Source organism: uncultured Pseudoteredinibacter sp., assembly GCF_947500695.1.
Classification (GTDB): Bacteria; Pseudomonadota; Gammaproteobacteria; order Pseudomonadales; family Cellvibrionaceae; genus Pseudoteredinibacter.
On the sequence record NZ_CANMSS010000012.1, the window covers coordinates 92,741 to 107,933 of the forward strand.

14 protein-coding genes are annotated in these 15,193 nt (G+C 42.5%); 7 read left to right on the forward strand and 7 right to left on the reverse strand.

The window, feature by feature from the left end:
• Nucleotides 1–86: 86 nt before the first annotated feature.
• On the forward strand, nt 87–914 hold the full coding sequence (locus Q1A08_RS18480; RefSeq protein WP_299775667.1) for an alpha/beta hydrolase: 828 nt from the start codon (nt 87–89) through the stop codon (nt 912–914).
• Nucleotides 915–956: 42 nt separating this feature from the next.
• Here the strand turns inward: Q1A08_RS18480 and dusA are convergent, their stop codons facing one another.
• On the reverse strand, nt 957–1,940 hold the full coding sequence (gene dusA / locus Q1A08_RS18485) for a tRNA dihydrouridine(20/20a) synthase DusA (protein ID WP_299775770.1): 984 nt from the start codon (nt 1,938–1,940) through the stop codon (nt 957–959).
• 131 nt (nt 1,941–2,071) lie between these two features.
• Here dusA and Q1A08_RS18490 point away from each other — a divergent pair, with 131 nt between their 5' ends.
• Nucleotides 2,072–3,142, forward strand: coding sequence for a site-specific integrase (locus tag Q1A08_RS18490; RefSeq protein ID WP_299775669.1), 1,071 nt, complete (start codon nt 2,072–2,074; stop codon nt 3,140–3,142).
• On the opposite strand, the gene Q1A08_RS18495 is transcribed toward Q1A08_RS18490, so the two are convergent.
• Entirely contained in the window at nt 3,139–3,399 is a 261-nt protein-coding gene (locus Q1A08_RS18495) for a pyocin activator PrtN family protein (RefSeq protein WP_299775671.1), read from the reverse strand. The genes Q1A08_RS18490 and Q1A08_RS18495 overlap by 4 nt on opposite strands.
• 599 nt (nt 3,400–3,998) lie before the next feature.
• The gene (locus Q1A08_RS18500) at nt 3,999–4,457 is read right to left on the reverse strand and encodes a hypothetical protein (protein WP_299775672.1); all 459 of its coding nucleotides are present in this window, start codon (nt 4,455–4,457) and stop codon (nt 3,999–4,001) included.
• Between the two features lie 167 nt (nt 4,458–4,624).
• On the opposite strand from Q1A08_RS18500, the gene Q1A08_RS18505 reads away from it, so the two are divergent.
• Nucleotides 4,625–4,867 carry a helix-turn-helix transcriptional regulator gene (locus Q1A08_RS18505; protein WP_299775675.1) on the forward strand — a complete coding sequence of 81 codons (243 nt, stop codon included), beginning with the start codon at nt 4,625–4,627 and terminating at the stop codon, nt 4,865–4,867.
• Nucleotides 4,868–5,538: 671 nt separating this feature from the next.
• Nucleotides 5,539–6,405 (forward strand): phage integrase N-terminal domain-containing protein, encoded by an 867-nt coding sequence (locus Q1A08_RS18510; RefSeq protein ID WP_299775677.1) that lies wholly within the window; start codon nt 5,539–5,541, stop codon nt 6,403–6,405.
• Between the two features lie 488 nt (nt 6,406–6,893).
• On the opposite strand, the gene Q1A08_RS18515 is transcribed toward Q1A08_RS18510, so the two are convergent.
• Entirely contained in the window at nt 6,894–7,697 is an 804-nt protein-coding gene (locus Q1A08_RS18515; protein ID WP_299775679.1) for a hypothetical protein, read from the reverse strand.
• Nucleotides 7,698–8,238: 541 nt separating this feature from the next.
• Here Q1A08_RS18515 and Q1A08_RS18520 point away from each other — a divergent pair.
• The gene (locus Q1A08_RS18520; protein WP_299775681.1) at nt 8,239–9,300 is read left to right on the forward strand and encodes an AraC family transcriptional regulator; all 1,062 of its coding nucleotides are present in this window, start codon (nt 8,239–8,241) and stop codon (nt 9,298–9,300) included.
• Between the two features lie 239 nt (nt 9,301–9,539).
• Here Q1A08_RS18520 and Q1A08_RS18525 read toward each other — a convergent pair whose 3' ends face one another.
• Nucleotides 9,540–10,334, reverse strand: coding sequence for a helix-turn-helix transcriptional regulator (locus tag Q1A08_RS18525; protein WP_299775683.1), 795 nt, complete (start codon nt 10,332–10,334; stop codon nt 9,540–9,542).
• A gap of 1 nt (nt 10,335) precedes the next feature.
• A complete protein-coding gene (locus tag Q1A08_RS18530) occupies nt 10,336–11,307 on the reverse strand; it encodes a helix-turn-helix transcriptional regulator (RefSeq protein WP_299775685.1) in 972 nt (323 codons plus the stop codon).
• A gap of 289 nt (nt 11,308–11,596) precedes the next feature.
• Here Q1A08_RS18530 and Q1A08_RS18535 point away from each other — a divergent pair, with 289 nt between their 5' ends.
• Nucleotides 11,597–12,901: a hypothetical protein gene (locus Q1A08_RS18535; RefSeq protein ID WP_299775687.1), complete on the forward strand. Its 1,305-nt coding sequence runs from the start codon at nt 11,597–11,599 to the stop codon at nt 12,899–12,901.
• Between the two features lie 25 nt (nt 12,902–12,926).
• The gene (locus Q1A08_RS18540; RefSeq protein ID WP_299775688.1) at nt 12,927–13,613 is read left to right on the forward strand and encodes a hypothetical protein; all 687 of its coding nucleotides are present in this window, start codon (nt 12,927–12,929) and stop codon (nt 13,611–13,613) included.
• Nucleotides 13,614–14,233: 620 nt separating this feature from the next.
• On the opposite strand, the gene Q1A08_RS18545 is transcribed toward Q1A08_RS18540, so the two are convergent.
• Nucleotides 14,234–15,103: a LysR family transcriptional regulator gene (locus tag Q1A08_RS18545; RefSeq protein ID WP_299775690.1), complete on the reverse strand. Its 870-nt coding sequence runs from the start codon at nt 15,101–15,103 to the stop codon at nt 14,234–14,236.
• Nucleotides 15,104–15,193 lie beyond the last annotated feature (90 nt).

Consider the following 15,193-nt stretch of genomic DNA (forward strand, 5'->3'; position numbering starts at 1 on the left):
TGATTTTTGCATTTGTCTGGTAGGGCATCTTTCTTGCTAATTGACAATTAAGTTTCACATTTGAAAATTCAGGATTTGGTAGCGCGATGTCATTAACTTTAATTGATCACTTTAGCCTTGATTCGGCTTGCCTTAACTTTCCTGAAGGCAAACTCTATTACTATAAAACTATCGCCGCACCAGCAGATTTGCCAACGCTAATTTTAATTCCAGGTTGGGCCGGTGCAGCGGAAATGTGGCAGCGGCAGTTAAATGCTCTTAGTGGGCGCTTCAATTGCTTGATTTTTGATTACCCTGGCTTTGGTCGCTCGCACTTCCTATCGGCGAATGAGGCATCTTGTAATCTGAACTTTCACGCCGAATTAATCAAGCTAGTTCTTGATCAAGAAGGTACTGGGGAATGCATCGCGATAGGCCACTCCATTGGTGGCGCCTTGGCATTAACCCTTGCAGAGATAGATACTCGAGTTACGGCGGTTATCGGTGCAGATTCTTTTACCTATATGAATCTCTATCCGCAAGCTGATATGCAAACCGCGATGGCTGTAAAGCAAGGGTTAATGGATGATTTTACTGGCAGTTTAAATGGCCTGATGGACGAGTACTTTCCGCCCGGTTCCGATGCCGAATTGCGTAATTGGGTGACGAAAACCATGGCAACGGCTAATGTCCCTGTGGGTGCCGCTATTTTAGAGCAGTTTATGTTGTGGAGCTTGCGAGAAAAGTTAGATGCTTACCATGGCCCGGTCTTTGCGATAGCCGCAGAAGATACCTATGTAGAAGAAGACTTTCAGCCCGCTTTTGGCGATCGTATCGAGGTCACTTGCATCAGTAAGGCTGGGCACTTTTTAATGTTGGATCAAGCCGAAGCTTTTAATCATCGCTTGCTAAGCTTACTGAATAAACTGGCTTAAGCCTAAGAAGCTTTGAGCCAGTTAACTCTTAGTAAATCGCGCTTAACGAATAAAAGCTGCCGCATCTTCCATAACTTCAATACCTGCACCCGTCTTGTGAATATTTTCACTGATATGGCGACGAAATTGCCGAGCGCCAGGCTGACCTTGAAACAAACCCAGCACATGGCGGCTCATAAAGTTAAGCTTATGGCCGCCTAACAGCTGCTCACCGCAATAGTCCAGATACTGTTTGTAGATAGTCATTCTATCGGGAATAGGGCGCTCGTCTTGATATATACGCTTATCGACTTCAGCCAACAAATAAGGGTTGCTATATGCTTCGCGTCCCACCATAACCCCGTCGACTTCCCGCAGTTGCTCTTCACAATCATCGAGGTTTTTAAGCCCCCCGTTAATAATGATCTCTAGCTCAGGATATTCTTGCTTTAATTTGTGAACCAATGGGTAACGTAGTGGCGGCACTTCACGATTCTCTTTCGGGCTTAAGCCCTGTAGCCAAGCTTTGCGGGCATGCACAATAAAGGTTTTGCAGCCTGTAGCGGCAATAGCTTCCACAAAGCGGCACATATCAGCGTAGTCTTCCATATCATCAATGCCGATACGATGCTTAATGGTGACATCAATGCTACAAGCATCCTGCATCGCCTTAATGCAATCAGCCACAAGCTCCGGCTCGGCCATCAATATCGCGCCGATCTTACCTTCTTGCACGCGATCGCTCGGGCAGCCGCAGTTCAGGTTCACCTCATCATAGCCCCAATCTTCAGCAAGCTTGGCACAGTGTCCCAGATCCTCAGGCGCAGAGCCGCCAAGCTGCAAAGCAATAGGGTGTTCAACCTCACTAAAACCCAAGTGCCGCTCATGCTTACCCCCCTGGATCAAAGCCGCTGTGGTCACCATCTCGCTATATACCACTGAGTGTTTGCTAATCAGTCGCCAAAGGTAACGGCAATGGCGGTCGGACCAATCCATCATAGGTGCTAAAGTAAACCTTCGATTCACTGGAGCCCTTGCTACATCTATGTTTCCGGTTGATTTGTAAGGATTTTTCGACAACTTATTTTGACCCGTTTTAAACTAATTTTTCACTATTTTTCAATACCCGGTGCAACCAAAGTGCAACTAAAAATTTGGTTGCACCGCTGGAGAAATATATGGCAACAATCACGTCACGTAAACGCAGAGGTGGAATGAAATACTCCGCTGTCATTCGTATAAAGCGTAATGGTAAGGTAGTTCACTCAGAAACAGAAACATTTGATAAGAAATCTCTGGCAAAGGACTGGGCTGCGCGGCGCGAATCCGAGTTGAAGAGGCCTGGTGCCCTAGAGCAGATGCAGCATAAAGATTTAACGGTCGGCCAGGTGCTTGAATGGTACCGTGATGACTTTGATGGTAAATCCAAGTTTGGTAGATCAAAACTTAGCCATATAGAATTCCTGATTAAGCATCACTCTCTGTCAAAGCTAGATGCCATCCAGATGAAATCCAGCCAGCTTGTTGCTCATATAAGCGAGCGTCGTCGGTTAGGAGCGGGTGCGTCGACAGTGAACAACGATATTATATGGCTTCGGAATGCATTCCGAGCTATGCGAATAGCTCGAAACATTCCACTGGATCTTCAAGTTATTGATGATGCTAGCTTCCTCTGCCGAAAGGAAAAGTTAATAGCAAAGTCCACTCAACGTACTCGACGTCCATCATTAGAGGAGTTAAATAACCTTATGGGATGTTTTGACGATCGTGATGTCCGTGCCAGCATACCTATGGCGGAAGTGGTTCTTTTTGCTCTATTTTCAAGTCGACGTCAAGACGAGATTTGTCGAATTCGGTGGACTGATCTAGATGAAGAAAATCAAAGGGTATTGGTACGAGATATGAAACATCCTAGAGAGAAAGTTGATACCTGGGTATTTTTAACGGATGCTGCTTGGAACGTCATACAGCGACAACCTAAACTCCACGAAAAAATCTTCCCATACAATGGAAAATCCATTAGTGCAGCTTTCACTAAGACTTGCCACCTTTTAGAAATCGATGACCTTCGCTTCCATGATCTCAGGCACGAATGTACAAGCTGGTTGTTTGAGCTTGGGTGGGATATTCCGAGAGTGTCAGGTGTTACTGGCCATAAGTCGTGGTCAAGCCTACAAAGGTATACACATTTACGAGCATTGGGCATTAAGGATAAATACAAAAATTGGGTGTGGTTTCCCAAGGGCTAATTCTGAAGACGTTGCCAGTCTTTCCTGGCTTTTTTCTTTAGACTGTCAATGTGGTTGGCTAAATCTGTAGCGCTGACTAACCACGTACTTTTTTGAGACCCTCCACGATAAACTGGCACCGGCAGTTGCTGATTCCTGGCGTACGCACTAGCTTTTCTAAGATTCATTCCAAAATATTTTTCACAGCAAGCTTCCAGTGGAATATCTCCGGTGCCAAATTCAGCCATCAGCGTAAAAAAGGTGCTTCCTTTATACATGTCATTAAGCAATAGGTGAGTGTGCCACACTAATATACAAGAGCGTCAGCATCCTTAAACCCTTAATCTTACGGTGACAACTGAAAATATTCTCTCCAATTAATCGGGGAGCGAATCAACTTTCGTAGCTGAGCTTTAAGTCAGAGTGATTGTTTAAAAAGCAGCGTTTACTTTATAAATACTGGAGAACGATTCGGATCGTTTTGTAAACGTTTTATATTTGAAATTACCAGAAACAGTCGAGAATTGAATATAAAGTTTGAGCGGCTGCCGCTGAACTTAGAATAATATCTTGTCACTGTCTAGTTACAAAGAGATTGGAATCGTAGCAAACGTTTATGAACGTTTTGTTCGTATTTGGATTGTTTTTGATCACGCTTTATAACGTTTAGTAGATAAGCTTTGAAACGGTTGTCAAATGTACACACTGAGCGCAAACGCTCCTGACTCGCTGGCGAAGCGCGGGGGTAGCAAATGGCCAGTGGCTCACCGGAAGCCGCAGCTAAGTGACGAAGCGATAGCAGAGGAGTCTGAACGGGTGAGGAAGCGCGAAGCCTTGCACTTGCCATGCGCGAGGGGCAGGGCCCCATAGGGAGATCTTACTTTGATGTGGTAATCCCTTGGTCACTGGATTTGTCCTTTAACGTATCAAGCAGCTCTGAGACCTCCATTCCCATATGATGTGCAACAGGCCTTAAAAACTGATCCTGATGAGGTTTATCCATAGATTCTAGAGCCTGAAAAAGTCCGGTAAGTAATGACCGTGACTGTAGCTGCTGATTGGATTCCAACTGAAGTTCATTGAGACGAACGTTTACAAACGTTAAAGCGCTCTGTACCAATGAGTTCACCCAGTAATAGCCAAACAAGGCTCGTTCGTTCAAACCACCGTTCTGTTCGCCGAGTTCTAAGCTGTTAATCATCTCAATCACAGCATTGGCTCTGTCTATCGCGTCTAAGCAGTCCGTGAGCGTTGCTGGATTACTGGATTGACTGAAGAACGGATGGGGTGGAACGGGGCTACTCGTTGCACCTTTGTTCGATGAGTTGATGTCCATCTTTCCGTTTAACTCCCTGAACCCTGCTGATTTCAGGGCTTTTAAGCTGGATACGTATATGAAATGCGACTTATAGGCATCATTATACTTAAATTTGGTTAAAAAGCGACTTATAGTCCGTTGGATTATAAGTCACATAATATGAGTATGTGCCCATTGGGGGACATATGCCAAAAGAGAAAAAACCATACCCGTGCCCAGAGTTCGGAGCACACCTAAGAGAACTTAGAAAAGAAGCCGGCTTCACGCAAGAAAGCTTTGCGTTAGCCGCTGAGTTCGATCGAACCTATGTGAGTGGCGTTGAGCGAGGCGAGCGTAATGTAAGCCTGATAAGCATCTCTCGATTTGCCGACGCTCTAGGCCTTCATCCTTCAAGATTGTTTGAGTTCTACAAGACAGAAGATCAGTAGCATCTATTTTTGATCTATAAAGCCAAGTGCCTGTAAAGCATGGGATTGGATATGAAGCCTACCTTCACCGCGTCACTACAATAATGTAGTGACGCGGTAGGCAACCCCAATCCCCATAAGGCCTAGACCCTACTTTCCAGAAGTGCCGTAAGGATTATCCGCAATAAACTCACTTTGTTCTCCTAAGATACTCCCAAGCAATAATTTCATGTGTGGCTATTGCACTTTCAATAGCAAATGCCTCTAAGGCAATAGGGCTTATATCTCTCCTAACAAGGAGCCATAACCCGCAAGCGCCTTTCCTTGGTAAATAACTGGGGGAGGGCATTATCAGAAACTCAAAAAGGAGAAATATCACGATAACGATAGCAGCAACATGCCGTCTAAGTACCAACTAGGTAAAGCCCATTGATACTTCATCGGTACGAAAGGGAGTGGTGTCCCTAGGCTTTAAGGCCAAGTAATTCGCTTTGCCCTTTGCAGCTCATTACTGCAAAGCAGCCATTAACACTAACCAATCAGTCAAACACCTTTATCTCTGCTGCTAAAATTCATCACATCATAGAAACGAAAATCAGAAATTTTATTTATCCAACTCTAGGGAAAGAATCCTAAAGTAATATTGGCAATAAACGCTTCACACTGTAATTTTCTACTCTGAGGGTATTGCAGTGCGTAAACTAAACTTTCAGCTAAAGCAACTGTGTAAAACTAGTCGAGATGGTAGCTATACAACACAAAGCAACCGGCACAATATATTGCAGAAAATGGCTGAGGATCTATACAAGCTTGGGTTCCGAGGCATGCAGGCAAAATCTATTAAGCAAAAGCATGTAGAAGCTCTCATAAACCAATACAAACAAGAAGGCTTGTCCATAGGGACGTTAAAAAACAGAATCTCAGTGCTACGCTGGTGGGCTAACAAAGTGGAAAAGCCGCAGGTTGTCGCAAAAAACAATGAGTATTATGAGATCGGCAGTCGCACAATGGTTGCGAAAACCTCAAAGGCACAAGAGCTAGATCAACAAAAGCTTAACTCAATCACTGATCCTCATATTCGAATGAGTCTAGAGCTACAAGCAGCCTTTGGCCTCAGGAGGGAGGAGTCAATAAAGTTCATTCCGTCATATGCTGATCATCAAGATCACATTCGACTCAAATCCACTTGGTGTAAAGGTGGTCGAGAGCGAACAATCCCAATCAGAACGGAATACCAGAGAGCTATTCTCAATAAAGCACATCAGTTGGCGGGAAGGGGCTCCTTAATCCCCAGCCAACTATCTTATGTTCAGCAAATGAGACGATACGAGAATCAAACCTCTAAAGCAGGATTGTGCAAAATGCATGGCCTGCGCCACGCCTACGCTCAAATACGATACCAAGAACTCACCGGCTGGCCTGCTCCTATCAATCAGGGGCCCTCTAGCATGCAGCTCATCTCAGGACAAAAGCAAATAGATCTCAACGCTAGGCTCATTATCTCTAAAGAAATGGGGCATGCTCGAGAACAAGTCACCGCTGTCTACTTAGGGCGCTAATGTATTCTCAAACCTGCAGCTCCATGGTTTTCGTTGAAGTCACTAGTTCTTATGACCTTTGATGAGAGAAAGGTAAGTCAACAAGTTGGCATATTCACAAAGGTGTCAAAGGACCTCTAGTAAAGGGGGGAGCAAGCGGGTGCTGCCCAGTGTTTAGTAGCTTAAACTTAAAATCTAGTTTTTCTCCATTATCCCTAGACAACACAGATTGACACCGACAATCAAGCCTGTATCGAGATTGATGTACCTTTTAGCTACCTTGCAGCGGACATGGATATTGATCTCTTTTCTGGGTCCATTCCGTCTATCTTGCTCTCTATATTAGCCGCAATAATAACTAATAAAATGATCTGGAGAATTGTAGCGATGCTCACTGTGTGAGTAACAAAACATAGAGCTAGTCATTCCCTAAGTATGAATAAGGAATAAACTACATGTGCGGCTCCACAAGGGAGCCGTTTTTCTGTATTTTACTAATAGAGATATAGCTAATATCTAGCAGTGACGCTCGATTGCTTCCTAATTCGGCCAGCCGCTATAGGAAAAAAAGTCAATGCCAGAATAATTAGCAACGGTATTGGAAGCGCCGGTACAGATTGGGCACTTTGAGCACCCGGCGAATTTGGTACACCGTTTACGCCTAAGTTATACCAAGCTGGAGCTCGATTATTTAATGCAATACCCGAAGCCCTTGATATTATCGCAACCTCACCAGGATTACTTGTTGGCAAACCGTCACCAAAGCCTGCACTAGTAACAGCTGGGTCAGTAACCTGTCCATAGAAAAAACCAATCTGCCCTTCTCCTGCCGCAACGCTATACGCGCTTGATCTTATGACTAACTGAAATGTACTTCTGACCGAGTAGTTCTCGTCATAATGCCCAAGTTCGACGTAGGTCACGACTAATTGGTGTGGTGTAGATATGTTTAGGTAAATGAGTGAAGGGGCGTCAGTGGTACTGTCTAGATCCGTAAAGGAGCCCGCTATCATAGGCGCAATTGATTGGATGTTTAATGGATCAGCGCTATAGGAGGTTCCACCTATACCAAAGGTTACATATCCATTGCTACTAATATACAAACCGTTGTAATTATTCCCAAAGAAATTAATGCTAGACCCTCCTGGGAATGACACGGGGCCCTCGAAGCAGTCATCACAATCACTTACCGTAATTAGCGGCGCACCAAAATCATTAGTGTAGAGCTGCGCATTGGTATTATGTACAAACATAAGCATCGTCGACATAGAGATGGCTAATAACTTGAGTTTGGCCAAGGTGGGTTTGAGCATTAATGGATCTCCAATTACTTATTTTGTTAATAATATGGTTGTTGTAAATCAGGGCATTTAGAACCGGTATGTTTAGGCAGTAGCGAGGATTCGTCCTTCATTTTGTATCGAACTTAGTCTGTTCTTGTTGTATCGAACTTAGTCTGTTCTTGATTTCAAAGAATCTAATTCACTCGCAGTAACTACGTTTTTACTACCACTTAATTCGGGCGCAATCATACACAAACGCATAGGAATTCCGATGACCTTATTGATCGACAGTAGGGAACATTTTCGATCATGGGGATTTGCTTATTTGCGATTAGGGGAATTACATATGCGGGTTTATGGATATTAACTATTAGCACTTTCTAAAATATTTGATACAAAAAGATACAAATAAAAGTACATTACAGAGCCAATTTACATATAATTGTCAGCATAGATTATGTAGCAGCCTTGCAACTGGTCCCCTTCGTTAAACAATCACTGAATAGTGGTTTAATGTAGTAAATGGCCTACATGGGTTCATGGCGAATAGAAATAGGAATTTAGGTAAAACGTGGGGCCATACTTTGTCAGTGCAAGTGAGCTAGACACTTTATTAAGCGATTTAAACAGTACGGTTATAAACACAAACCAATCGGAAATTTTAAGTTATTCACAAAATAATCCTATTGGAGATTTAACCGAGCCCGAAAATGAAAAGAGCAATGTAAGTGATCTTGTGGCGCTTCCCCAAGCTCTAAAGATGCTTGCAAATCACCAGGCTCTTACGTTTGATGAAAGCTACTCAATCTCTAAAAGAAAACTGAGAAAAGGAAGTACAAAGTTAATATTTTCCGCATTACAGAATTGTAAAACCTTAGAGGAAGCACTGGTTTCCTTGGCTGAAAGCTACAATATTCTTCACGGAGGTGAGTTTAACCTAGTTATCAAGGAAGGAGATACTATTAGCTATGTTGTAGACGACAAAAATTTTCACTATCAAATTGAAGCCGTACCATTGGCAATTGAATTAGCGCTACTTGGTATTCATTGCACCCTTTCATACTTGTGTGGCCGCCCACTGAAAACCACTCGAGTGGGGAGCAAAAGAAAGAATCAGCCAGAATACAAGCATCATCTAGATATATTCAGTTGTGAGCTGGAGTTTTCAAGACAACAATATGAGCTTAGCTATGAGATCAGCCAAGCCAGCCTAGATATACGTCTTCAATCTGTAGAAGATATTATCGATGTTCAAAAAAATTATTATGAATATTTCATAAAATTAGTGCATGACGAAGACAAGGCTAACTTCTTACGTCATTGTAAAGGTAAGTTACTTACTGCTAGCGCTAAATACGTCCTAGTTGAACAAGAATACATTGCTAAATGCCTTGATATCAGTGTAGCAACACTCAGGCGTAGATTAAGAGAATACGGTAGTAGCTTTCGAGAAATAAGAGACGAATGTAACAACGCAATAGCTTGTAAGTTCTTATTGAGGGGCTGGGAAATAAATAAGATCTCTGAACAACTAGGCTATAGCGATGTGCGGAGTTTTACAAGAGCATTTAAACGCTGGCAGGGTGTATCGCCATCTGTATATGCAAAAGTTAGCGCCGTCAAGAAAGATTGATTAAATCGATTCCCTGTTACTCTAAAGTCAAAATAAATCAACCTTTGAGATCTAGTTTTGATGAGCTTTATTATCCTACTTCAGTGTATTAAATATTTTATGATTCAAAATTAACAGATGAGATTTGGATACATTTTAAGAATAGAGCTGTATTTTTAGAAGCTTTAGAAAATAGTTGTTAGATAGCCAATGATTAATACCTAGGCATTTGATGCTTGGCCAGCAAATGCCGAAAATTTCTATTTATATGATTTTAAATTGTGAATTAACATCGCACGTGAGCGAATGCTTAGTTTTCGATATATAGTTGTCAGTTGGTTTTCAATCGTCTTCTCAGAGCACTCTAGAGCCAAAGCTATTTCTTTATTAGTTTTGGCTTTTGCGACAAAGAAGGTGATTTTCTTTTCTTTATTACTGAGGCTATTGAAAATCTCTGGTATCTGAAGTATTTCCAAATAGCGATAGCCTAATAGTTCTCCACCAAATAATATTGCATTTTCACCGTATGAAAACCCTTCTTTATAAGAAGTCTCGCTACAAAGGTTATCAGAGCTACCCCTAACTTTATCCACAAAATCAAATAAACAAAAATCAAAATCTAAGGATCGACAATACCGTAAGGCTGCATAAAGTAGCTGTAATCGATGAGCTTGTACTAACTGTGGTCCAAGAATTTCCAACGGACATAAACTATCATCTACATCGCTAGATTCTTTATTTACGTCTATATATATAGCATGCCGGCAATTACTTTTTTCACAATAATTCAGATAACTGGATTGAGCTTGCTCCAGAGATGAATCCATGAACGTGATCGGCGATGAAATTTCACCCTCCCGACTATTTAATCCGCTTCCCTCTCCAAAAGAAGTGAACCAATGGAGTCCACTGATACTCAACTCTTTTTGAATGTGGTTTATGCACTCAGCCCTAAAACTCTGTTGATCTAAAATATGGATAAAGCTATATATTTTAGCTACAACCTTGCCAAGTTGAAGGCTAGCCTGTGGCTTGCTGATCTGTAGTACAGACATATCAAATTTTTTTAATCGACCTAGAAATGATTTGCTCTCTCGATTCGCAGTTTTTGGTCTTTAGAATAGATTTGACATGGTTTTTAACTGTCGCCTCACTGATACCCAATTTATCCGCAATTTCTTTATTAGAAAGCCCTTTTGTCACCCAGCTCAGTATTTCTCGCTGTCTTTTGGTTAGACTAATTCCTTCATTCGCTGTCGCATAGAGGTACAGCAAACCTCTAGCGCTAACAGCCCTAAATCTTGTATCGCCAATAGTAAACTCATCCACTATCGGTCTCGGAATAGCTAACTTACCTTGATTTATCAATGAGTTTTCATCTGCGAAACGCCAAAACTCATCATCCGCTTCTATCAAATTTCCATAATGATCCACTACCACCTTCAAAAGTCCTGGTTTCGAAGGTGACGCTTGAAATCCATCTAGGATATTTAGTTTTAAAGCTGCACAAAGATTGGGAGCTAAAAACTCTTTAATCTGCTTCTCCGTGACAGAAAAGGGCTTTTGCTCATTGTGACGAGCCAAAGTAATAATATGCATTAGTTGATTTTCTGGGGCCACTGTAACAGTTATTAGCGAATGGTACAGCTGATACTTTTCGCAATAGAGCTTATACATATCTGATGCAAGCCAATCTTCTTCTGGCAAGATATCAAGTATATCTTTAGTGTGCCCTAAATTTCCTAGCATCACTCCAAATATTTGTTGAACTTGTTGAGAGACGCTAGATAAATCATGGTAGTCCTCTATAAACCCTTTCGGAAGATTCAAGGTTAGGGCATCTTGTTCATAAAATGGTATTTGTTGCTCGGCTCTTGTTATCCATACACCGCTGTCTGCATCTAGATGTTCCGCGAATAGTTTAAAAGCCGCTTCCTTAAAGGAAGCGTAAGGTTCCTTCAACGCTAACTCAAAAAATTCGCCTACTATTTGATCAAGATGCCTGAAATTGTTGATACTGCCTTCCATCAATTTATAAAGCTCTTAATGGTGAAGTCGACTCGTATAGCCCTTTCCCCCTAATGGGTAGTAAACAGCTATTTCTGTTTGTCGTGATCGTCGGTAGCTCAATGGTGAAACCTATTGAGCATCAGTGCTTTGAAAGCGTATTTAGTTTACATCAGTCATATTTTAACTGCTACCAACCTCTGATTGCTGGGCTTTTCCTACTCGAATAAACTCCGCGCCCTTATAAACCCAGCAAGCCTCTACCAACAGGCGGTATGGGTTTAGAGCCTTAACGGATTTAGAGGAAGAAATGAGAATAATTTTTTTCATATTGCTTTTAGCAATAAATGCGGCTGTTTGTAACTTTGCATTGGCAAATGATATCTCCTTGCAGGATGAGAACTCTGAGTTTGCCACCCGTAGCTGCAAATTGAAGCAATATATAAAACACAAAACAGCACTGCCTGCTGATTGCCGCTGCGGCTCAAATCGCTCAAATTCAAGTGGTCTAAACGTTTGTCAAAGGCCAACTGAAGTCGCTAGAAATATGGGTGTTAATATTGGTAAGGGGCCTTCATTCGCAAACTATTATAATTCACGGTTAACCGGTGGTTTCATTGATTATAAAAACAATGAGCTTATTGCTTCTGTTCAATGGGGCTCAGGAAAAGAGTCTAGAGGCTTAATTGTAGCTTACGATATGTCTGATTGGTCTCGCCGTTTTGTGAGTGGAGATGCTCAAGATGAATATGGGCACCATGTAATTGCTAAAGGACCCAGTTTTTTTAAGTTAAAAGATGTTCAAGCTGGTAAAGATGGATACTGGTACGGGTTCTCCCATGAGCAGGTTAAAGGAGGTGGCTTAAGAATCTTGCAAATTGACCCCAAAACTGGTGAACGCAAGTTAATTTGGGCTGGCAGAGATAATAGCTATGGCCAGTGCCCTTCAGGCAGAAAGATAGTTAGAAACGATTCTCAGAAGTATGTCCAGTACACACAAGAGGCTTTCGCTGTAGATCCATCAAATGGCTCGTTCCTACTCACGTTTAGCAACAACAAAATGGGTGGCACAGGTATAGCACGTATTTCATCAGATGGATCAACTTGTAACTTTGTCACCTTGAGTGGTAGTCGCGACGATAATCTTAAAGTAGGCAGAGGTTTTGATCTACGAGGCCCAATGCTAGGTTTGTATATCCACGCCGGGAAAATTTTCACGCACTCCAGTGGGGAGAAGACCTTTTACGAGATAGACCCAAACAATGGCAACCGAAAAGCTTTAGCACGTAAAGGCCCTAAACCACCCGCATGGAGACGGGTAGCATGGGACGAAGAACGGAAGGTATTTTGGGTTTCTGGAAAGATGAACTCTGTTTCTATTGCCGCCTTTGATCCCGCAAAGAAAAAGTACCTCATTGCCCACAAGAGTTGCGGAAAAAAGTTCCCTTGGGCGTGGTACCCCCTGTGTATGGGTGGCCCGATAAGAATCAACTCTCTTAACTACGGCCCAATGTGGCTAAACAAAAAGACTGGCAATCTTCTTTTTGGACAGGATTTGATTGGCATTGTCGAATTCGAACCATCAACTGGAAATTCAATCAATCGTAGCTTCTAACTTATTTAACTAATGAGACTTATATATGTATAAAATTAAAGCTATAGCTTTTATGCTAGTGTCACTATTTAGCACCTCTGTAATTGCAGATCCATTTGTGTATGGCATTACCACGTTTACCGCAGCCAATGGTAATACCGGCATATTTTCAGGTAGCAACAGTGTTCCCGTAACTTTTTATGTGACGCTCGATAATGGTGGTAATTCTAGGTTGAATCAAACCTGGGCAGTTAGTGATATTCAGGAAGTAAGTTTTGTTCTGAATGGTGTTAGGGTTAGCACAATTAATACCCAAGCTCCAAGCTATATCCTAAATGCTACCGGTACAACCACCACCTTTCAAAGCGATACATCAGGAAACATGACCCTTGTACCCAATGGTATCACGGGAAGTAACTCATCAGCAGGGGCAGTCACCGTCGGGAGTGACCCAAGCTTATTGGTTGACTGGGATTTATTGGGCCCTGTTTTCTACTCTTCTAACCTTGGTGCAAATCAATTTTTGTTGTTAAACCCTCCTTTATTAGCAAGTGCTCCTAGTAACTGGATTTTCTATTCGTCTGGTGCACCATCTGGCGGGGGGAGTAGCGGCGGCTTACCTTCGGCTGGAGTTTCTTCTCATTCAGTGCCCAGCTTACCTATCTATGGAGCTGTTTTCTTAGCCTTATTGATGTTTACTTTTGGTTCACGCCGAGCAAAGCTTAATAGTTAAGCTGCTTATGCAACTGCAGTCCCTTTGCCTGCAGTTGCTTTTTTCTCTGGGTGGGGCTATTAAATTATTTCATCAGAAATTGGGCAGGGGTGGATATCAAAGCCTGGTACGTTACCTAGATGATTATACGGTTAGCGTATTATTGTCTAAATAGAGTGTTGCGAATTGTGGAGTACGCTATCCATAGAGTGCGCTTTGCACTTCGATTGTATCGCCCCCTAGGCCTTATCTTCATTCAACTGTGTCATCCGATTTGTCGGTTTAGCGGTAGGCAATGGCGCTGGAATAAGCGGCGGCTAAGGTAGGCTAAATTCAATCTTCCCCTCTTGAATAAGCTCAATTTCAAAACTATTTAGTGTAGAGAAAATTGTCTGTATGTTAATTATGTTATCTGAGCGGTGGAGTATTAAGAGCGCGTTATATAAAAACCTAGCAGTTACTAAGCTACCAGTCTTTTCGAATTGGTGATGAGTAAGAAAAAGCTAGCAGCTAATAGATAGTCTTTTTTGTGGAAATTCGCGGGAACAAGCTACATTTTATAGCAGTTAAAGGTTGCATGCTTAAGGTCTGTTGGTTAAGGGTAAACCCTAGAGATACTAGTTTTTGAATCAATGTGTTACCTAGGATATGGGCAACTCTGGTTTGATATCTAGCTCCTCGATAAACCGTATGGCGGGCCCTAATGGCATGGTCTTATCGGCATCCTTTGCATATACCATGTGAACGTCCTGCCGCATCTCGAACGCCCCTTCAACTTGATACAGGTGCCCTTGTTCTAGGTGCGGTTGTACAAGTGCTCTTGGTAGGTAGGCCGCACCCTGATGGCTTAATACGAACTCCAGGGCAATGTGACTCTGAGCGGTATGGAGCACGGGGGCGACGGGTTCCGTAAATAAGCGTGCCTGCTGTAGATTAAATGCCGTACCCCAGTCAACAAATACATGACCAATACGTGGAACGTCCGAAAGCTGAATGCTGGCAACATTACATACCATTATCAATTCTAGGTGGCCTATCTTTTTGGACTCAAGGTCTATATTAGTGGGGGCGTCAAATACCACAGCAATATCTAATCTGCCACCAAGTAATGAGCGGATAAGGTGCTGTGATTGATTGATCTCTGTACGCATATAGAGATTTGGAAACTCGAAGGCAAGTTTGGGCAAAACCGACTGTAAAAAAGTGTCCCAAAGGTTAGATGTACCGCCAATAGAAAGCTGGAGGTTTTGCTGCTTAGGGGCCCCCACCTCTTGCACGGCCAATTGCCAGATAGCCAACAGGTTTTCAGCATGAGAAATAAGCCTCTCGCCAGCCGGTGTTAGCAGAATATTGTTACGCTGGCGAGTAAACACCTTAACTCCCATGGTGTCTTCTAGCTGCTTGATACGAGAACTTACTGCTGATTGAGTAAGGTATAGATTCTCAGCGGCATGCCCGAAATGGCGGGTTTTGGCCACCTCAAGAAATGTCCGCAATAAGTCTGTATTCATCAGTACACCAGTTCGATCAAAATAATCTATCGATAACAAGAAAAATCTATCATTTTACAGTCTATAGACACAAGTAAATAATCTCGCCTA